We start from the raw sequence: 19,741 nt of genomic DNA, 5'->3' as shown, positions 1-19,741 counted from the left end.
CACCACTGCGAGACGGTATGCCGCGTGGCCGAGGTGGCCACGCGGCATACCTCCCGTCGCTCGAGCCTTCGTGGCGTCGAGGTCAGCCGAAGTAGTCGGCGAGCACCTCGCAGAAGTCGACGTAGAACGCCGGGTGACTGCCGTGGTCGGCCAGCAGCTCGAAGCTGCCCTCGATGAACACGTCGTTGTCGAGGTCGTTGTCACCCTTGGTGTCATCGACGAACGTGGTCTTGAGGAGGCCGTGGTCGCGGAAGAGGATCGCACCGGTCTCGTCACGAGCCACGAACGGCTGGCCCGACTCCATGGCCTCGAAGCGGTAGGTCGTGCCCGAGATCAGCGTCGCGTGCAGGTCCTTGTACAGGCCCTGGTGGTCGATCGTCATGGTCCTGCCGTTGGCGGTGAGGACCTCCTGGACGTCGTAGTTGTCGAAGTATCGCGGTGGGTAGCCCGGCTTGGTCGGCGCCTTGAGCATGAACACTCCTTCGAAGGTGACCTCCTCGTGGATGAGCGGGCCACAGTCGTCGAAGTCGAAGGAGTCGGAGCCGCTGTAGTTTTCGCGCTCCAACGGTGCGGCGTGGGCCGGGAGGGCCATCGCGAAGGCCAGGACCAGGACGCCACAGGCAGAGATCAGCAACTTCCTCATGGGACTTCCCTTCAGTCGTCCCTGCGGTGCCCACGATCCCCTCGACGACCCGCGCCGCGAACCTGCGATTGGACTAATCCACGTCGCTGGTCAGGCGCGGCGCGTCCATCTGGGGCACTGGCGTCACCGATCGACGCCCGCAGCCCGAGGTCCGGTCCGTCCGTGCCGCCGAGGGCACAGATGTGCCTCACCGTCGACCTGGGACCTGACCGGGTCAGGCCAGCGGGTCAGGGGTGGAGGGCGTCGAACTCGGCCTCGGAGATGGTCTCCTCGTCGGCGTCGAGCCGGATGTGGCCGAGCAGGGACTGGAGCACCCGCAGGGCGGAGGCGGCCCGCTCACCCCAGTCGGACAGGTAGCTGAACTGCCACCACCACAGCGCTTCTGAGATGCGTCCCTGGTCGTAGTGCCGCAGGCCGTGCGAGAGCGCTCCGGCGACCACCGTGATGTCGTTGGAGAGCGAGCCGGTCGTCAGCTCGGTCGAGGTGACGGGGTCGACCAGGTCCGCGTACTCATCCAGACCCTCGAAGAGGTTGGCCACCCCCGTGCGCAAGGGGTCGAGCTCGGCCTCCACGGTGTCGGTCTCGAACCGCTCGACCGGCACGATGTCCTCGATCGCCCCGAGCCGCGCGCCCATGACCAGCACCTGCGACAGGGCCAACAGGGTCATGGGTATGGCGGCGTCGGGAGCCGAGCCGGACGCGACCTCGGTCAACGTCGTGAGGTAGGCGCGGGCGTCGAGGGCCGACTCGTCGGCCAGCACCTGCAGGTCGTCAGACATCGAGAAGCCTCCTGCCTTCGAACGCGCGACCGAGGGTGACCTCGTCGGCATACTCCAGGTCGCCACCGACGGGCAGGCCCGAGGCGAGCCGGGTGACCCGCAGACCCATCGGGCGCAGGAACCGGGCGAGGTAGCTCGCCGTCGCCTCGCCCTCGAGGTTGGGGTCGGTGGCGATGATGACCTCGGTGACCTCGGCGGACGCGAGCCGGGTCATCAGCTCCTTGATGCGCAGGTCGTCGGGGCCGACGCCGTCGATCGGGCTGATCGCCCCGCCGAGCACGTGGTAGCGACCGCGGAACTCACGAGTGCGTTCGATGGCCACCACGTCCTTGGGCTCCTCGACGACGCAGATCGCGGTGCCGTCCCGGCGCGGGTCGGCGCAGATGCGGCACTGCTCGGACTCTGCAACGTTCCCGCAGGTCTCGCAGAACCGCACCTTGGCCTTCACCTCGGTGAGCACCTCGACCAGGCGCTTGACGTCGATCGCGTCGGCCTGCAGCAGGTGGAAGGCGATCCGCTGGGCACTCTTGGGACCCACGCCGGGCAGCCGGCCGAGCTCGTCGATCAGGTCCTGGACCACACCTTCATACACATCGGTGAGCCTATGCCCTCGGGGTGTCACCACCCACGACGCCGCCCCGAACGCGCTCGCGCAGCCCCGCAGCCAGCCCGACTACGGTGAGCTGGTCGACCACCCCGCCAAGGTGTTCGCCCATCGCCGCGGTCAGGGTCCTTCGTCGATGACCTTGCCGCCGAGGAGCCGCTCGATCACGGGGCGGCCCACCTCGCCGAGCTCGGCGATGTCCTCGTCGTCGGCACTGGCCGCACTGTCGTCGGCGACGTAGGTGTCAGGGGTGCGGGCCGGTGCCTCCGCCGCCACCGCGGCCTTCGCGGCGGCCAGCCTCGAGCCCGTGCCCGGCTCGGCGGGCGCACCGGGCTCGGGCGCAGCCGCCGTGGCCGGACCTCCCGGGGCGTCGTCACTGGCCCAGCTCGGGCCGCTCGACGGACCCGACGACGCGGTCGCCCAGCCGCCGCCGGTCTCCGGGGGCGGGCTCGAGGCCGCGATGCCGGCGTATGCCGCGGGGCCGGCTCCGCTGCCCGCCGCACCGCCATCGGTGCTGCCTCCTCGGCCCGATGGCGCCGGGTTGTCACCCTTCACTGCCGGGTCGTCGGACGGGTAGCGGTTGGCCGGGACGACGGTCGGGTGGGACTCCCCGCTCGGGGCGGACTGCCCAGCATCGGGAGTCGGGATGCCCTCGACGCGGGCGTCCACGCCGAGGACGTCGATCAGGGCCTGGCGAACCAGGTCGGCGTGCGGACCGTGGCGGAAGGTGTTGGCGATGCCGACGGTGGAGATGCCGAGCACCACCTTGGAGCCGTCGTAGTCGTGGACGGTGGCGTGCTCGGACAGCAGCGTCCAGGTCGTGCGCTTGTGCTTGAAGATCCATCCGAGGATGTCTGGCCAGGCGCGCCGGATGGCCGCGACGTCCAGGCCACCGGTGATGGCTCCCGGCTGCCCACCCGCAGCGGCCGGCGCGGGCTCCTCCACCGGTCCGGCGTCCGCAGCGACAGGCGCAGCCACCGGCTCGGCGGGGGCGACCGGCTCGGCGACCGGCTGGGGCGCCACGGGCGCAGCGGCTGCTGGCTCGGCTTCGGCCGGCTCGGGTGACCCAGCTGCACCCTGCTCGGACGGGGCGTCCTGCGGTGCGGGCGTCGCCTCCGCCGCGGCGCTGGAGGAGGGAGCGGCGCCAGGTGGTTGCGCGGCAGCCGGTGCTGGCGCGGCAGCCGGTGCTGGCGCGGCAGCCGGTGCTGGCGGGGTCGGCGCAGCCGCGCGAGCGGCTGACGGCACGCCCTCCACGTCGAGGCGGCGTTCGAGGCGGTCGAGCCGGGCGGCATACCCACTCTCGCCGGAGGCGGCGGGGAGCAGGACACGCGCGCAGATCAGCTCGAGCTGGAGCCGCGGTGCGGTGGCGCCGGTCATCTCGGTGAGCCCGGCGTTGACGATGTCGGCCGCCCGCGACAGGGCACCCCCGCCGAACGCTGCGGACTGTTGGCGCATCCGCTCGAGCTGGTCCTCGGGCACCCCGCGCAGCACCGACGAGGCGCCGTCGGGGACGGCGGCCACGACGATGAGGTCACGCAGGCGCTCGAGCAGGTCCTCGACGAACCGGCGCGGGTCGAGCCCGGTCTCGATCACCCGGTCGACCTGGTGGAAGACACCCGAGGCATCGGCGGCCGCGAACGCGTCGATGATCGCGTCGAGCAGCTCGGCGTCGGTGAACCCGAGCAGCGCCGCGGCCCCTTCGTAGGTGAGGCCCTCGTCGCCCGAGCCGGCGATCAGCTGGTCGAGCACCGAGAGCGAGTCACGCACCGACCCGCCGCCCGCGCGGGTCACGAAGGACAGCACGCCCGGCGCGACGGCGACCTTCTCCTGCTGGCAGAGCGAGGCCATGTAGTCGGACAGCTGGCCGGGCGGCACGAGGCGGAACGGGTAGTGGTGGGTGCGGGAGCGGATGGTGCCGATGACCTTCTCGGGCTCGGTCGTCGCGAAGACGAACTTCACGTGCTCCGGCGGCTCCTCGACGATCTTGAGCAGGGCGTTGAAGCCCTGCGGCGTGACCATGTGGGCCTCGTCGATGATGTAGATCTTGTAGCGGCTCTGGGCCGGACCGTAGGACGCCCGCTCGCGCAGGTCTCGGGCGTCGTCGACACCACCGTGGCTGGCCGCGTCGATCTCGATGACGTCGACGCTGCCGGCGCCACCGCGGGCCAGCGCGACGCAGGAGTCGCAGGTGCCGCAGGGGGTCGGCGTCGGGCCCTGCTCGCAGTTGAGGCAGCGGGCCAGGATGCGGGCGCTGGTCGTCTTGCCACAGCCTCGCGGACCGGAGAACAGGTAGGCGTGGTTGACCCGGCCCGTGCGCAGCGCCTGCATGAGCGGCTCGGTGACGTGCTCCTGGCCGATCACGTCGGCGAACGACTCGGGCCGGTAGCGGCGGTACAGGGCGGTGCTCACCTCGGGAACCCTAGTCGCCCCGGATGACATCCGCGTCCCCCTCCCACAGCCCCTCCCACAGTCCCTCACCCCGGCCCCGGCGGGCGCGGGACGAGCCCGGTGGCAGACTGGCGCGGACGAGGGAGGCAGATGTTCGCACGCCGCAGACACGACACCACCGAGCCGCCCCCCGGCGGGTCCGAGAGCGCTGCACCCATCCGGCTCGAGGCGACCGGGGTCGGCAAGCACATCGACGGAAACGTGCTCCTGTCCCCCATCGACCTCGCGGTCTCCTCGGGCGAGTGCGTCGTGGTCCGGGGTGAGAACGGCAGCGGCAAGACGACCCTCCTGCGCATCCTGGCAGGCACGCTCGAGGCGTCCGAGGGCAGCGCGACCCTCGACGGCGGCTCCATCGACGAACGCCACCCGGGCACCCGCGCCCGGGTGGCCGCGCTGATCGGCTACCCCACGGCATACCGCGACCTCACCGTGGTCGACCACCTCGTCCTGATCGACTCCACGTGGGGTGGCGCGATCGGCACCGCGGACGAGCGGGCCGACGACCTGCTCGTCAGCCTCGAGATCGACCACCTCTCCGAGCGGTTCCCGCACGAGCTGTCGTCGGGGCAGCAGCACCTCTTCCACCTCGCGCTGGTGCTGTTCCGCCCTTCCCGGGTGCTGCTCCTCGACGAGCCCGAGCAGCGCCTCGACACCCACAAGCGCGGCCTGCTCACCGAGAGCCTGGTGGCTCGCAAGGCGGCTGGTGACGCGCTCGTCGTGGCCTGCCACGACCCCGAGATGACGGCGGCGATCGCCGACCGCGTCATCGACGTGGTCGCCCCGTGAGCTCGACGCCGACCCAGGAGGCCGGGCCCACGAGCGACCGCGAGCGCCTCGACCAGGCGCGCCGGGTGATCCGCGGCGGCTTGCCCGAGGAGGGCAACGGCAACGTCGTGTATGCCGCGTACGTCGCCGTGATCGCCGCCCTCACCTACGGGGTTCCGGCGTCGCGGGCGTTCTTCATGTTCGTCGACCCGGCCTGGATCTCGCGGCACCTGACCGGGGCCCAGGGCGTGCTGGTCGTGGGCGTCCTCGTCGCCGCCGTGTGGCTGGTCGGGCACCGGCTGGGATCGCTCCGCGGACCGGTGGTGCCGGACCTGCCCTACCTCGACCACGTCGCCGTCAGCTCGCTCGACCGCGCCGTGGTGCTGCGTCGCTGGTGGCGGCTGAGCCTGCTCGGCTGCCTCATCGGCGGCCTGCTCACCGGCGCGGTCGTCGGCACCGGCATGGTCGTCGCGGACGTGTCCTCGCCGTGGGCGCTGCTGCCGTCGAGCCTGGGTGGCCTGGTGGCCGGGCTCGGGTTCGCCGGGTCGTGGCTGTGGGGCCAGGTGCGGTCGTGGCCGACCGGACCACGCGGTGCCTCGACGGTGCTGCGGGGCGCCCGGTCGTTGCGGGCGCTGCACCACGTCGGTCTGCGGACCCAGTCGTCGCGGGCGGTGACGATGGGTGGTGCGGTCCTGGCCGGCGACCTGCGCGCGGCCCGGCTCGACGTCGCCTCCCCGTCGACGCGCCTGCGGCGGACCAGGCTCCGGGCCCGCGGGCCGGTCGCGGTGCTGGCCGGCCGCGACCTGTTGGGGCTCCGGCGCGCGCCCGGCGCCCTGGTCGTCGGCCTCGTCCTCGTCGCCGCAGGCTGCTGGTCTCTCGCCCACGCGACCATCCCCGGCGTGCCGAACATCGTCGCGTTCGTCGGCACGGTCTCGTGCTACCTGGGCTACGGGGCCTGGTCCGAAGGGCTGCGGCTGCAGGGTGACAACGCCGGCACGCCGCCGCTGATCGGGCTCGCGTACGGCAGGGAGGCGTTGGCCCACCTGGTGACGCCCTCGGTGCTCTACTCGGCGGTCGCGCTCCTGACCGGGGGCGCCGTCGTCCTCACGACGCCGGGGGCCGGCTTCGCCGCCGTGGTCTGGCCGCTGGCGATGGTGGCGCTCGTGGCCGGGGGCCACCTCATGGCGGCGTTCCGGGGACTACCGCCGGTCAGCCTGTTCTCACCGGGGTCGGCCGTGGTGTCGGTGGCGTTCTGGTACTCCCGGCCGCTGCTGCTCACCATCATCGGCGGCGTCGCCGCGACCGCGCTGCTGACGAGGTCAACCGCCTCGAACGCCCTCATGGTCCTGGTGCTCGCCTCGTATGCCGCCGTCGCGTTCGGGCGGCGCCGGGTCAGGCTGCTCGACGAGGGCCACCGCACCTGACGCGCGTCCGGCACAAAAGGGACACCCCGCGTACCTGGAAGAGCTCTCCTACCCTTGCTGCATTCCTGCCCTGGGGGAGTTCGGAGAGGTACCACCACACGGGGTGCCTGCGGCCAGTGTAGACGGGCCCCCGCCGCTGCAGCCAATTCCCTCCCGGAGCGGCCGGCCACCCCTCGGCCACCCCCTTCCACGTCCCCCGGGACCTCTCGAAGTGTCCACGGGTCGAACACCTGCCGCCCGTCCTGCACCGCCGCCGACGGACGGCCGGCAGCCCTCATGCTTCGGTGCGCACCGTCCCTGACCTGCGGCTTCGACACCCCAACGCCCGTCAACACACGTCAGTCGACGTTGGCTTGCTCAAACGAGCACAGAACTTGCCAATTGTGGGCTGGCGGCAGCAGTGGTGGGATGCGTCCAGTCACCAGCGCCCGCGACCGCGGGAGGTCCGGTGGGGGTGTCGGTCCGAGCGAGAGATCAGAGGTTGACCAATGAGTGACACCGTGACGGGGACGGCGGCCGAGGAGTCGCACCACTCCCTCGACGCAGAGCAGGTGGGCTACAAGCAGTCCCTCGGGCGGCGGCACGTGCAGATGATCGCCATCGGTGGCGCCATCGGCACCGGGCTGTTCCTGGGATCGGCCTCCCGGCTGCACAGCACCGGGCCGGCCCTGCTGCTGAGCTACGCCTTCGTCGGCGTCATCGCCTACTTCCTCATGCGCGCCCTCGGCGAGCTCGTGCTGCACCGCGCCACCTCCGGCGCGTTCGTCTCCTACATGCGTGAGTTCTTCGGCGAGAAGGCCGCGTACATCACGGGCTGGATGTACTGGCTCAACTGGGCCCTCACCGGCATTGCCGAGCTCTCCGCCGTGGGGCTCTACGTCCAGCACTGGTGGCCCACGATGCCGACCTGGGCGACCGTGCTCATCGCGCTGGCCGTCGTGCTGGTCGTCAACCTGCTGTCGGCCCGTGCCTTCGGTGAGTTCGAGTTCTGGGCCGCCGTCGCGAAGGTCGGCGCGATCATCATCTTCCTCATCGTGGGGATCGTCGTCGTGGGGCTGCGCCTCGACATCGGCGGGCACAAGGCCGGTGTGAGCAACCTGTGGGGCAACCCCGGCGGCTTCTGGCCGGCGAGTGGCGACTTCGCTTGGTACGGACCGATTCTCGTGATGTCGGGTGTCGTCTTCGCGTATGCCGCGATCGAGATGGTCGGCGTCGCAGCCGGCGAGATGGCGAACCCGAAGGTCGAGGTGCCCAAGGCGGTCAACGCCGTCATCTTCCGGATCGCGGTCTTCTACTGCGGCTCGATCTTCCTGCTCGTCTCGATGCTGCCGACGAGCGACTTCAAGGCCGGCATCAGCCCGTTCGTCACGATCTTCGGGCGGATGGGCCTCGACTGGATGGGCGACCTGATCCAGGTCGTGCTCATCGTGGCGGCCATGTCGAGCCTCAACTCCGGTCTCAACTCGACGGGCCGGGTGCTGCGAAGCCTCGGCATGGCCAAGCAGGCGCCCGGCTTCACCCTGAGGATGAGCGGGTCCGGCGTCCCCTGGGCCGGCATCGTCTTCACCTCCGTCGTCTACGTCTTCGGCGCGGTGCTGAACGCCCTGACCCCGGACGCCTTCGAGATCGCCCTCGAGGCCGCAGCAATCGGTGTGCTCTTCACCTGGGGCACGATCTTCCTGTGCCAGCTGAGACTTCGGCAGCTCACCGACCGAGGGGTCATCCCCCCGAGCGCCTTTCAGGCCCCGGGGTCGCCGTGGACCAGCTACATCGGACTCGCCTTCCTCGCGATGGTGGTGGTCGGCATGGCCGCCTCCGGGTGGAAGTCGTCGCCGTACTTCTGGCACAAGACCGACTTCGTCGTCGTCATCATCGGGATCCCCGTCATCTTCGCGATCCTGGAGATCGGCTGGCGGGTGGTGCGACCGAAGGTCGTCGCGAACACCGGTGACCGCCTCAGGGCGGTCTGGGCGGACGACGGACCGACCTACGGGCCCCGCGTGGCGGCCAACCCCGACGCGATCGACGGAGGGCAGGCCTGATGTCCCGCACCGTGGCTCGCGCCTTGTCCCACAAGGGTTCTGGAGGCCCCATGTCGATCGTCCGTCGCCGCTCCGCGGTCGCCGTCGCCGCCGCGTCCCTCGTCGTGGGCGTCCTGGTCGGGTGCTCGTCGACCCCGGCCGCCCCCACGACCGACAACGGAGCCAGCGGCACCGGGAAGCTCACCATCGGGATCGCGGACGACGAGCCGGGCGTGAGCGCGAAGTCCGGCAGCACGTACGCCGGCTTCGACATCGAGACGGCTCAGTACGTGGCCGGGAAGCTCGGCGTCCCGTCGGCCAACATCACGTGGAAACCGGTGGACCCGGCCGAACGCATCTCGGCCCTGCAGAGCGGCGCGGTCGACCTCGTGATCGCGACCTTCTCCATCACGGACGAGCGGAAGAAGGAGGTGTCGTTCGCCGGGCCTTACTTCGTGGCCCACCAGGACCTGCTCATCCGACGAAACGACGTGGCGATCACCGGGCCGGAGACGCTCGACGGCAGGATCCTGTGCGCTGCCTCGGGCACGACGTCGGCCGACTACGTCAAGGCGCACTATGCCGGCAAGATCACCTTGCGCCAGGTGCCCACCTTCTCCGAGTGCGTCCGCAACCTCGCCAACGGTGACGTCGACGCGGTCTCGACCGACGACCTCATCCTCGCCGGGTATGCCGCGGAGCCGGAGTACAAGGGCGTCCTCAAGGTCGTCGGCAAGGGCTTCACCGACGAGCGCTACGGCGTCGGCGTGAAACTGGGCGACACTGCCATGGTGGACAAGGTCAACGCGGCGCTGAAGGAGTACATCTCCTCCGGAGCATGGAAGACCGCCCTCGAGAAGACGGTGGGGCCGTCGGGCTACGACATCCCCAGCCCGCCGACCGTCGGAGGCTGATCTGGACGAGGGTGAGCTCGCGGAGCTCCTGGGCCAGCACCGGCCGTTCAGCCACCTCGGGGCGGCCGGTCTGGCCGAGCTCGCTGCCGCCGCCCGGGTCGTCGACTACGGCGGGGGCGACCTCGTCCTCGACGCCTTCATCGACCCCACGGTCGAGGTCTTCGTCGTCATCGAGGGCCGGGTGGACGTCTGGAACGACCCGGCCCGGCTCGCCGAGGTGCCGGACGAGGTCCTCGAGCCGGGTGGAGTCTTCGGCTTCTCCGCCATGCTGACCGAGCGATCGGTGGGGCCTCGGGCCGTGGCCTCGGGCCAGACCCGGATCGCGCGGATCCCGGGAGTCCTCGCGACCCCTGTCTTCACGTCGCGGCAGGGCGCGCGGTTCCTCGCCCAGAGCCTCGCGGCGCGGTCCAGGGGCGCGGCCTCGCCGTCGACCTCCGCGGACGTCGCCCTGCACGCGCAGCTCAACCGCGCTGAGACGGTCGACGACCTCGCGCGGCTCGCCCGCGGCATACCCTCCGTCCTCGGCGAGCTGCTCGCGGGCGGGTTCACGTCCGGACGGGTCATCGCCCTCTACGCGGCGATCATCGACACGACCGTGCGTCGGGCGATCCGGATCGTCTTCGCCGCGCACCCCGAGCTGGACCGCGACGCCTTCACCTGGCTATCGCTCGGCAGCAACGGGCGCCAGGAGGCGGTGCTCAGCTCCGACGTCGACTCGGCGGTGGCGTTCACCGACGACGTCCCGGTGGACCTGCTACCCGCCTATCGCGCCGCGTTCGGGGAGGTCCACGACGTGCTGGCCCGTGGTGGCCTGAGCCGCGACTGGAACGGCGCGACCGCTTCGCGCGAGCCGTTCGCCCGGACCAACACCGAGTGGCGCGCCGCAGCCCTGCGGTGGATGGCGTCGCCCGAGCTCAACCAGGGCGCGATCATGGCCTCGCTCCTCGTCGACGGGCGTCCTATCGAGGGCGACCCGGGGCTCCCCGCCGCGCTGCAGGTGTTCACCGAGCTGCGTCGGCACCCCGGGACCATGCGGTTGCTGTTGGAGGAGTCGCTCGCCCACCGGGCCAGGCTGCGGACGACCCGCGACGCGTTGCGGCGTCGGCCGGCCGACATCGACGTCAAGGAGCATGCCCTGCTCCCGGTGGTGAACCTCGCCCGGTGGGCCGCCCTGAGCGCCGGGTCGCAGGCGCTCGGCACCCGCGACCGGCTGGTGGCGGCGGCCGGGTCGACCATGCTCCCCGATGACCGCGCCGCCACGCTCGTCGACGTGTTCGACACGCTCCAACGGCTCCGGCTGCGCTACCAGCTGATGCAGCACCAAGCCGGTCAGCCACCGTCCGACACCTTCTCGGAGGAGCTGATGTCCCCCCTGGACCGCAGCGTGGTCGCGCAGGCGGTCCGGGAGATCGCCTCGGTCCAGAAGCGGATGACCCGGCTGTCGGTGTACCTCCCGACGGCCGAATGGTCGCGACCGGCGCCATGACGGCACCCACGGCGGTCCGCCGCGTGGTGATCGGCGACGTCGGGGGCCACGCCACCGCCCTCTTCGCCGAGCTCGTCCGGCTCGGGGCGGATCCCGGGACCGGTCGACTGCCGGCCGACCTGCAGGTCGTCCAGCTGGGCGACCTCGTCCACCGTGGGCCGGACTCGGAGCAGGTCGTCGCGCTGGTGGACGGCTACCTCACCCACCAACCTGACCAGTGGACCCAGCTGGTGGGCAACCACGAGATGCAGTACCTGCGGCAGCCCGTCTTCGAGTGGCCGGAACGCCTCCACGCGCACGCGATCGAGACGATGCGCCGGTGGTGGGGCTCTGGCCAGCTCGCGATGGCCGCCACCGTCAAGTCGGCCGGCGAGGTCCACCTCGTGACCCATGCCGGGGTGACGGCCGAGTTCTGGGAGACCGTGCTGGGCTCGCCTCGGACGGCGGCGGATGCGGCGGAGGTGCTGAACTCCCTTGCGGCGCAAGGCTCGGACGACGTGTTCCGTGCGGGTGTCATGCTGCACGGAACAGCTGACGAAGGACCCGTGGGGCCGCTGTGGGCCTCGGCCGCCACCGAGCTGGTGCCGAGCTGGCTGCATCGACCACTGCCCTTCAGCCAGGTGCACGGACACTCCACCGTCTTCGACTGGGCGCGCGACCGGTTCCGGGCCGCTGAGCCGATCCGCGCGGTCACCTCGGTGGACCGCTCCGCGCGGCACGAGACCACGACGCTCGCCGGTGGGCGCATCATCGGCGTGGACCCCGGGCACGGCCGCGCACCGGTCCATCCGTGGCGCGGTTGGCCAGGCTGATCCGCTGATGCGGCTGGTTCGATGTAAACCCGCGGACACATCCCGGCGGGTTTACATCGAACGGACGCCCCGCCGGCGTCGTCACCGAGCTGACGGCCGTCCCTGGAGCCGTTTCGACCCGGTCATCCGGGAGCGATTTCAGTGGTGAGGTTCGGCTCAGGTAGCCTCCTCGGCGGAGGATTCGCATAGTGGCCTAGTGCGCACGCTTGGAAAGCGTGTTGAGTGAAAGCTCTCAGGGGTTCGAATCCCCTATCCTCCGCCACAACCCAGGTCCCGTGCTCGGGTGCTAGACGGGTCGACCACGCTCGACGAGGCCGACCCGTCAAGGACCGGCCTCGTCCGGAGGAGCCACACCGCATGGCCCGACAGATCAACTGGCGCGGCGTCCTGAGCCCCGACGGTCCCGGCGACGGCCGTCCGGACCACACCGCCTGGCGTCCCGGCTCGCCCCTGGTTCCGCCACGGTCGATCGTCGACGCCGTGCGCCTGATGCAGTTCGGCGCCGCGCTCGAGGTGCTCGAGGTCGTGCGCGGCTTTCTCACCCGCGGTCAGCTGCGCGACGCGATCCGGAACGAGGTCGCGGTGGGCAAGCTGCCGGCCACCGCCGACGACATCGAGGGCGTCCTGCGGTTCACGCTCAGCCTGACTACGGCGGTCGCCGTCGTCAGCTGCGTGATCTGGCTCGCGATGGCCAGGGCGACGGCCCGCGGGTCGCGCTGGGCTCGGATCATCGCCAGTGTGCTCTTCCCCGTGTCGCTCGGCCTCTTCGCCGGCGCGCTGCTGCCCACCGCAGGGACCTTCGCGCGCACCCTCGCCCTCGGTCTGTTGCTCGTCGGCGGGTGGGCGCTCGTCCGCTTGTGGCACCGCGACTCCAGCGCCTGGATCCGCTACCAGAGCAACCCCGAGGACTGACCGCCCGGCCCAGCGCCGCGCCTGAAGGGCGGCGCAACCAGCACCTCCTCGGTCTCCGGCTCTGGCGGGTCGCGGCGTGGTGGCCCACGATGGCGACATGGGCAACGGTGACTACCGCGCGGCATACCGGCAGAGCCTCGAGGACCCGGAAGCGTTCTGGGGCCGGGCCGCCGAGGCGATCGACTGGATCACTCCGCCACCGCGGGTGCTCGACGACGACCGGCCGCCGTTCTACCGATGGTTCACCGGCGGCACCCTCAACACCTGCTTCAACGCACTCGACCGGCACGTGGCCGCGGGGCGCGGCGACCAGCCGGCGCTGCACTACGACTCGCCGGTGACCGACACCCACCAGACCATCACGTATGCCGCGTTGCTCGACCGCGTCGCGACGTTCGCCGGGGCGCTGGCGTCACTGGGCGTCGAGAAGGGCGACCGAGTCGTCATCTACATGCCGATGGTGCCGGAGGCCGTCGTCGCGATGCTCGCCTGCGCCCGACTGGGGGCGGTCCACTCTGTGGTCTTCGGTGGGTTCGCGCCGGCCGAGCTCGCGGCCCGCGTCGAGGACGCCAAGCCAGTAGTCATCGTCGCGGCGAGCTGTGGCGTCGAGCCGACGCGGGTGGTCGAGTACAAGCCGCTGCTCGACGCCGCCCTCGACCGCAGCACGCACAAGCCGGAGTCGGTCATCGTCCTGCAGCGCGAGCAGGCTCGGGCCGCCGTCGGCGAGCGCGACACCGACTGGGAGGAGCTCGACTGGGACGAGCTGGTCGCCGACGCCGAGCCCGCCGACTGCGTCGAGGTCGGCGCCACCGACCCGCTCTACATCCTCTACACCTCAGGAACGACGGGCCGGCCGAAGGGGATCGTCCGCGACAACGGCGGGCACGCGGTCGCCCTGCGCTGGTCGATGGGCAACATCTACGGCATCGGGCCGGGCGACACCTGGTTCACCGCCAGCGACGTCGGCTGGGTGGTCGGGCACTCCTACATCGTCTACGCACCGCTGCTCACCGGCGCGACAACCGTTCTGTACGAAGGGAAACCGGTCGGCACCCCGGATGCGAGCGCGTTCTGGAAGGTGATCGCCGACCATGGTGTGAAGGCGATGTTCACCGCCCCCACGGCATACCGAGCCATCAAGCGAGATGACCCCGAAGGCGAGCTGATGAAGGGGCACGACCTGTCGTCGCTGGAGACGGTGTTCCTCGCCGGCGAGCGCCTCGACCCGGACACCTACGCGTGGGCGACCGAACGGCTCGGGGTGCCCGTGGTCGACAACTGGTGGCAGACCGAGACCGGCTGGCCGATCGCCGCGAACCTGCGGGGGCTCGAGCCGATGCCGATCAAGCCGGGGTCGCCGACCGTGCCGGTCCCGGGCTTCGACGTGCGCATCCTCGGGGAGGGTGGCCGGGAGCTCGGCGCGGGCGAGGAGGGTGCGATCTGCATCCGTCTGCCGCTGCCCCCCGGCACCCTGCCGACCCTGTGGGGCGACGACGACCGCTTCGTGTCCGGCTACCTGTCGGCGTTCGACGGCTACTACCTCACCGGCGACGGCGGCCTGGTCGACGAGGACGGCTACCTCTACGTGATGGGTCGCACCGACGACGTGCTCAACGTCGCGGGCCACCGGCTCTCGACCGGCTCGATCGAGGCGGCGCTGGCCGGGCACCCCGCCGTGGCCGAGTGCGCGGTGATCGGCGTCCACGACGACCTCAAGGGGCAGGTGCCGCGGGCGCTGGTGGTGCTCAAGGCCGGAGTCGACGGGGCGGCCGACGGGGAGCGCATCCGCACGGAGCTGAAGCAGCGGGTGCGCGACGAGGTCGGCGCGATCGCGTCGCTGCAGCGGGTCGACGTCGTCGCAGCCCTGCCCAAGACGAGGTCGGGCAAGATCCTGCGCAAGACGATGCGCGAGATGGCCGACGGGAAGGTGCCCACGGTGCCCGGCACGATCGAGGATGCCTCGGTCCTTGAGACCCTCGGCCCCGTGCTGTCCTCGCCCGCCTAGCCTGACGGGGTGCAGGGAGTCCTCAACGGTTTCACCACCATCGGCCTGGTCATCGCCGTGGGGGCCCTGCTGGCCCACCTCAGGATCGTCGACCTCGGCGCGCAGCAGGTGCTGTCGCGGCTCGCCTTCTTCGTCGCGAGCCCGGCCCTGATGGTGGTCACGCTGTCGCGGGCCGACGTCCACCAGGTGCTCTCCGCGAACCTCGGCGCCTCTGCGGCCGGCGTCGTCGTCGCCGGGGGCGTCTACGTGCTGCTGGCCCGCACCCTCTGGCACCGCTCGATGGGCGACACCACCATCGGCGCCCTCTCGTCGTCCTACGTCAACGCCGGCAACCTTGGGATCCCGGTCGCCAGCTACGTCCTGGGCGATGCGGCCTTCGTCGCGCCGACACTGCTCTTCCAGCTGCTCGTGTTCCAGCCCATCGCCCTGGGCTTCCTCGACGCCGACGCCCACGGCGGCCGGTCCTCCTGGTGGTGGCTGCTGACCAGGCCGTTCGTGAACCCCCTGACCGTCGGCTCCCTCATCGGACTCGGGCTGTCACTGACCGGGTGGACGCTGCCCACCATGGTCTCGGCGCCACTGGGCCTGCTCGGCGACATGGCCGTGCCGTCGATGCTCGTCGCCTACGGCATCGCGCTGCGACTGGGGCCCGGGCTCGGGCGCGCGGGCTCGGTCGCGGAGCTGGTCACGACGTCGTCGCTCAAGCTGTTCGTGCAACCGGCGGTCGCGTGGTTCGTGGCGTCGGTGGTGCTGGGAGTCGACGGCCACGCGCTCCTGGCGATCGTGGTCACCTCGGCGCTCCCGACCGCCCAGAACATCTTCGTGCACGCCACCCGCTACGACCGGGCGACCGTCCTGGCCCGCGACACCATCCTCATCACGACGATCGGCGCCGTGCCGGTGATCCTGCTGGTGGCCGCCCTCCTCGGCTGAGGGGTCACCAAGCCGGGGGCGGTCACCGCTGGTCCATCTGTGGCACTCGAGCCACCAATGGACGTCCGCACCGGTGATCGAGGTCGATCCGTGGCGTCCCCGTCATGGATCGACGCCTGCTAGCGGGAGCGGCGGGCGGTGCCGAAGATCGAGCGGGTGATCTCGCGACCGATGACCGTGCCGGCCGAGCGGACCATGGACCTGAAGGCGCTCGACTTCACGACCTGCTCGACGATGCCCGGCTCCTCCTTCGCCGGGCGAGGGGCGCGCGCCGGTGGCTCGGACTTCGGCGTCGGGGCGGGCGCCTGCTCGGGCGTGGGCGCCTGCTGGAGCCGGGCCTGGAGCTTCTCGTAGGCGGACTCGCGGTCGACCATCGCGGCATACTTCGACCCGATCGCGGACGCGGCGATGACCTGCTTGACGGTGGCCTCGTCGGACGGCGCCATCAGCGACTGCGGGGCGATCATTCGGGTCCACGCGACCGGCGTGGGGGCGCCCCGCTCGGAGAGCACGGTCACGACCGCCTCGCCGGTGCCGAGCGAGGTGAGCAGCGTGGCCAGGTCGTAGCCGCTGTGGGGGTAGGTCGAGACGGCCGCCTTGAGCGCCTTCGCGTCGTCGGGCGTGAAGGCGCGCAGGGCGTGCTGCACGCGGTTGCCGAGCTGGGCGAGGACGTCCGAGGGCACGTCCTTGGGCGACTGCGTCACGAAGAAGACACCGACCCCCTTCGACCGGATCAGCCGGACGGTCTGCTCGATCGCGTCCTGGAACGCCTTGCTCGCGTCGTTGAACAGCAGGTGCGCCTCGTCGAAGAAGAACACCAGCTTCGGCTTGTCGACGTCACCGACCTCGGGCAGGTCGTGGAAGAGGTCGGCCAGCATCCACATGAGGAAGGTGGAGAAGAGCGCGGGCCGGTCCTGCACGGCCGGCAGCTCGAGACACGTGACGAGCCCCTTGCCGTCGGCGGCGGTGCGCAGCAGGTCCTGCGTGTCGAACTCGGGCTCGCCGAAGAACGCCTCAGCGCCCTGGTCGGAGAACGCGATCAGCTCGCGCAGGATGACGCCGGCCGTGGCCGAGGACAGTCCGCCCAGCGACTTCAGGTCGGCCTTGCCCTCGTCGGAGTTGAGGAACGCGATGACCTCACGAAGGTCCTTGATGTCGAGGAGTGCGAGGCCGTTCTTGTCGGCGTAGTGGAAGACCAGGCCGAGGCTGGACTCTTGGGTCTCGTTGAGCCCCAACACCTTCGAGAGCAAGGTGGGCCCGAAGGACGTGATCGTGGCGCGGATCGGGATGCCGTTGCCGAGGCCGCCGAGCGACAGGAACTCGGTCGGGTATGCCGTGCCGACCCATTGCTGCCCCACGTCAGCCGCGCGGGCGGTGACCTTGTCGTTCGGCTGCCCTGCCGTCGCGAGACCGGAGAGGTCACCCTTGATGTCGGCGAGGAAGACGGGCACGCCCTGACCCGAGAGCTGCTCGGCCATGAGCTGCAACGTCTTCGTCTTGCCCGTGCCGGTCGCGCCCGCCACGAGGCCGTGTCGGTTGAGGGTCGACAGCGGGATGCGCACGGGCGCATCGGGATACGCCTTGCCGTCGATCACGGCGGCACCGAAGTGCAGGGCCCCACCTTCGAAGGAGTACCCGGCGCGGATCTCGGCGAGCTGGGCGTCGGACTTCGTCGAGCCTTCGGTGGCGTTCTCGGTCACGCTCGCGACTCTAGTGCGGGGTGCACCTACAGTGGCACGGTGATCTTCAAGAAAGTCGGAGACGGCCGCCCCTACCCGGAGCACGGCAAGTCGACCCCTCGCGACTGGGCTGACGTGCCTCCGCGCATGGTGCGGCTCGACGACCTCGTCACCACGAAGCGCACGCTCGACCTCGGTCACCTGCTCGCGGAGGACTCCACGTTCTACGGCGACCTGTTCGCCCACGTGGTCGAGTGGGAGGGGACGCTCTACCTCGAGGACGGTCTGCACCGCGCGCTACGTGCCGCGCTTCAGCAGCGACCTACCCTCCACGCACGCGTCCTCGTGCTTGACTGACCTCAGGCATGTCGGGGCCGCGCTGACGCGGGCGGAGGTGGGTGGATGAGTTACGTCGTCGAGTCGGGGTCGTCGCGAGCCCGCCGAGCGCGGCGCCGTCGCGCACTCATCACCCTCGGGGTGGTCGCGCTGATGCTGTTCTTCGCGTTCTGGTACGCCTACTCCTACTACCAGGACAGCAACAAGGCGAAGGCCGCGCCCGCGCCCACCTGCACCGCGACCTCCACCGTGAAGACCCCGGCCCAGGTCACCGTGAACGTCTACAACGCCACCGAGCGCACCGGCCTCGCCGCCAAGACGGCTGCCGACGTGCGCAAGCGTGGGTTCAAGATCTCCACGGTCAGCAACGACCCGTTGCAGCGGGACGTCAAGGGGGCCGCCGAGGTCCGCTACGGGCCGACCGGCGCGTCGTCGAGCAAGCTGGTGCTCGCCCTGGTGAAGGGTGCGAAGGCGGTCAAGGACAGCCGCACCGACTCGTCGGTCGACCTCGTCCTCGGGGCGAAGTTCACCGCCCTGACGCCCCCGCCGAAGAAGACGCCGTCGCCCACCACCTCCACCTGCTGAACTCCGCCCGCTGAACTCCGCCCGCTGAACTCCACCCGCTGAACTCCACCTGCTGACACGGGCGGACCGGAGGCCGACCACTCGGCGCGGCAGGTCGCCGCTGGGCCGACCCGGTCCGGACGACCGTGGACAGGCGTTGGAACCCCACCCACACTGAGGCGGTGGAACCGATGACAGCGGTGCGCGCCCAGGTGGCCGACTCCTGGGTCAGGTCCGCTGCCGCCGGGGTCGAGGCCGACCGCGTGGAGGCGCCGATCACGCTGCCGGCCGACGCGCTGCGCGACCACCGCGAGGCACACCCGTTGGCGCAGATCTTCCCCCTGCTCGACGACGTCCTCGGTCGGGCCGCCCGGGAGTGCGACGCGATCATGGCGGTGTCGGACGCCGCCGGGCAGCTCCTCTGGGTCTGCGGCACACCCGCCGTGCTGCGGCGGGCGGAGAGCATCGGCTTCGTTGAGGGGAGCAACTGGGACGAGCGGCTCGCCGGCACCAACGCCCCCGGCATGGCGCTCGCCCTCGACCAGTCGGTCAACATCATCGGAGCCGAGCACTTCCGCCGCTCCGTCCAGCGCTGGAGCTGCGCCGCGACCCCGATCCACGACCCGACCACCGCGTCCCTGCTCGGCGTCCTCGACATCACCGGGGGCGACCAGATCGTCGTCCCACAGACGATGGCGATGGTCCGGGCCGCGGCGCGGATGGCCGAGGCCGAGCTGGCCCGAGAGCTGCTCACCCGGGGCACGGACCAACCGCAGCAGTCCTCCTCGCAGCTCACCGCGGCGGTGCACGCCCTCGGTCGCGACGAGGCGCTGTTGACCGTTGACGACGGCCGTGGCCACCGGCGCACGGTGCGGCTCAGCCGCCGGCACAGCGAGATCCTGCTCCTGCTGGCGTCCGCACCCCGCGGCCTCTCGGGCGACGAGCTCGGCGTGCTGCTCTACGAGGAGGACGTGACGTCCTCGACGCTGCGGGCCGAGCTCAACCGGCTGCGGTCACTGCTCGGAGACGACCTGCTGGCGTCGCGGCCCTACCGGCTCGCGGCCGAGGTCACGGCGGACTGGCTGGCCGTGGAGGCGCACCTTGCGGCGGGAGCAGTCGGCGCGGCCCTGCGCACCTACCGCGGACCGCTGCTGCCGGCCTCGACCTCGCCGGGCGTCGCGCGGTTGCGGGGCAGCGTGGAGAGCCAGCTGCGGCGCGCCCTGCTCGCCAGCGGCGAACCCGACCTGATGTCCACCTGGACGAGGTCGGCGTGGGGCACCGACGACCACGAGATGTGGACCGCCCAGCTCGCCGCCCTGGGCACGGCCTCCCCGTTGCGACCGCTGGTCGTCGGCCAGATCGCGCGCCTCGACCGCGAGCTCGGCGCCTGACGCCTCCCCCCGAGTGAGCGGGTGC

17 protein-coding genes, 1 tRNA gene and 1 other RNA gene are annotated in these 19,741 nt (G+C 71.3%); 13 read left to right on the top strand and 6 right to left on the bottom strand.

Features of this window, described 5'->3' with window-relative positions; genetic code table 11:
• Positions 1 to 82 precede the first annotated feature (82 nt).
• From ASG91_RS05575 to ASG91_RS05560, 4 genes are all read right to left on the bottom strand, one after another.
• A complete protein-coding gene (locus ASG91_RS05575; RefSeq protein ID WP_056921599.1) occupies positions 83 to 643 on the bottom strand; it encodes a hypothetical protein in 561 nt (186 codons plus the stop codon).
• Positions 644 to 870: 227 nt separating this feature from the next.
• A complete protein-coding gene (locus ASG91_RS05570) occupies positions 871 to 1,422 on the bottom strand; it encodes a DUF5063 domain-containing protein (RefSeq protein ID WP_056921598.1) in 552 nt (183 codons plus the stop codon).
• Positions 1,415 to 2,014, bottom strand: coding sequence for a recombination mediator RecR (gene recR / locus ASG91_RS05565; RefSeq protein WP_056921597.1), 600 nt, complete (start codon positions 2,012 to 2,014; stop codon positions 1,415 to 1,417). Before recR ends, ASG91_RS05570 begins: the two co-directional genes overlap by 8 nt.
• A 132-nt stretch (positions 2,015 to 2,146) precedes the next feature.
• The gene (locus tag ASG91_RS05560; RefSeq protein WP_056921596.1) at positions 2,147 to 4,435 is read right to left on the bottom strand and encodes a DNA polymerase III subunit gamma and tau; all 2,289 of its coding nucleotides are present in this window, start codon (positions 4,433 to 4,435) and stop codon (positions 2,147 to 2,149) included.
• Between the two features lie 129 nt (positions 4,436 to 4,564).
• Here ASG91_RS05560 and ASG91_RS05555 point away from each other — a divergent pair, with 129 nt between their 5' ends.
• The gene (locus ASG91_RS05555; RefSeq protein WP_082593934.1) at positions 4,565 to 5,260 is read left to right on the top strand and encodes an ATP-binding cassette domain-containing protein; all 696 of its coding nucleotides are present in this window, start codon (positions 4,565 to 4,567) and stop codon (positions 5,258 to 5,260) included.
• On the top strand, positions 5,257 to 6,663 hold the full coding sequence (locus ASG91_RS05550) for a hypothetical protein (RefSeq protein WP_056921595.1): 1,407 nt from the start codon (positions 5,257 to 5,259) through the stop codon (positions 6,661 to 6,663). Before ASG91_RS05555 ends, ASG91_RS05550 begins: the two co-directional genes overlap by 4 nt.
• Before the next feature lie 12 nt (positions 6,664 to 6,675).
• On the opposite strand, the gene ffs is transcribed toward ASG91_RS05550, so the two are convergent.
• Positions 6,676 to 6,774, bottom strand: an RNA gene (gene ffs / locus ASG91_RS20085) — signal recognition particle sRNA small type.
• A gap of 377 nt (positions 6,775 to 7,151) precedes the next feature.
• Here ffs and ASG91_RS05545 point away from each other — a divergent pair.
• The 8 genes from ASG91_RS05545 to ASG91_RS05510 all read left to right on the top strand — a co-directional run bounded on the left by ASG91_RS05545 (position 7,152) and on the right by ASG91_RS05510 (position 15,746).
• Positions 7,152 to 8,705 (top strand): amino acid permease, encoded by a 1,554-nt coding sequence (locus ASG91_RS05545; RefSeq protein WP_056921594.1) that lies wholly within the window; start codon positions 7,152 to 7,154, stop codon positions 8,703 to 8,705.
• Positions 8,706 to 8,755: 50 nt separating this feature from the next.
• Positions 8,756 to 9,598 carry a glutamate ABC transporter substrate-binding protein gene (locus tag ASG91_RS05540; protein WP_056921593.1) on the top strand — a complete coding sequence of 281 codons (843 nt, stop codon included), beginning with the start codon at positions 8,756 to 8,758 and terminating at the stop codon, positions 9,596 to 9,598.
• Positions 9,599 to 9,779: 181 nt separating this feature from the next.
• Positions 9,780 to 11,084 (top strand): putative nucleotidyltransferase substrate binding domain-containing protein, encoded by a 1,305-nt coding sequence (locus tag ASG91_RS05535; RefSeq protein WP_056921592.1) that lies wholly within the window; start codon positions 9,780 to 9,782, stop codon positions 11,082 to 11,084.
• Positions 11,081 to 11,896, top strand: a complete 816-nt coding sequence (locus ASG91_RS20985; RefSeq protein ID WP_200961229.1) for a metallophosphoesterase — start codon at positions 11,081 to 11,083, stop codon at positions 11,894 to 11,896. The genes ASG91_RS05535 and ASG91_RS20985 overlap by 4 nt, the downstream gene beginning before the upstream one ends.
• A gap of 174 nt (positions 11,897 to 12,070) precedes the next feature.
• Positions 12,071 to 12,158 (top strand) — tRNA-Ser (locus ASG91_RS05525).
• Positions 12,159 to 12,253: 95 nt separating this feature from the next.
• Positions 12,254 to 12,808 carry a hypothetical protein gene (locus ASG91_RS05520; RefSeq protein ID WP_056921590.1) on the top strand — a complete coding sequence of 185 codons (555 nt, stop codon included), beginning with the start codon at positions 12,254 to 12,256 and terminating at the stop codon, positions 12,806 to 12,808.
• Between the two features lie 97 nt (positions 12,809 to 12,905).
• Positions 12,906 to 14,813: a propionyl-CoA synthetase gene (locus ASG91_RS05515; RefSeq protein ID WP_056921589.1), complete on the top strand. Its 1,908-nt coding sequence runs from the start codon at positions 12,906 to 12,908 to the stop codon at positions 14,811 to 14,813.
• Between the two features lie 9 nt (positions 14,814 to 14,822).
• On the top strand, positions 14,823 to 15,746 hold the full coding sequence (locus ASG91_RS05510; RefSeq protein WP_056921588.1) for an AEC family transporter: 924 nt from the start codon (positions 14,823 to 14,825) through the stop codon (positions 15,744 to 15,746).
• Positions 15,747 to 15,865: 119 nt separating this feature from the next.
• Here ASG91_RS05510 and ASG91_RS05505 read toward each other — a convergent pair whose 3' ends face one another.
• Entirely contained in the window at positions 15,866 to 17,446 is a 1,581-nt protein-coding gene (locus tag ASG91_RS05505; protein ID WP_056921587.1) for a helicase HerA-like domain-containing protein, read from the bottom strand.
• Between the two features lie 39 nt (positions 17,447 to 17,485).
• Between ASG91_RS05505 and ASG91_RS05500 the strand changes: the two genes are divergently transcribed.
• The 3 genes from ASG91_RS05500 to ASG91_RS05490 all read left to right on the top strand — a co-directional run bounded on the left by ASG91_RS05500 (position 17,486) and on the right by ASG91_RS05490 (position 19,716).
• Entirely contained in the window at positions 17,486 to 17,782 is a 297-nt protein-coding gene (locus tag ASG91_RS05500) for a type II toxin-antitoxin system VapB family antitoxin (protein WP_056921586.1), read from the top strand.
• A gap of 45 nt (positions 17,783 to 17,827) precedes the next feature.
• Entirely contained in the window at positions 17,828 to 18,346 is a 519-nt protein-coding gene (locus ASG91_RS05495; protein WP_056921585.1) for a LytR C-terminal domain-containing protein, read from the top strand.
• A 170-nt stretch (positions 18,347 to 18,516) separates the two neighbouring features.
• On the top strand, positions 18,517 to 19,716 hold the full coding sequence (locus tag ASG91_RS05490; protein ID WP_056921584.1) for a helix-turn-helix domain-containing protein: 1,200 nt from the start codon (positions 18,517 to 18,519) through the stop codon (positions 19,714 to 19,716).
• Positions 19,717 to 19,741 lie beyond the last annotated feature (25 nt).

Origin of the sequence: Phycicoccus sp. Soil802 (genome assembly GCF_001429605.1) — a bacterium.
GTDB lineage: Bacteria > Actinomycetota > Actinomycetes > Actinomycetales > Dermatophilaceae > Pedococcus.
This window is presented reverse-complemented; position numbering and strand designations above follow the sequence as displayed.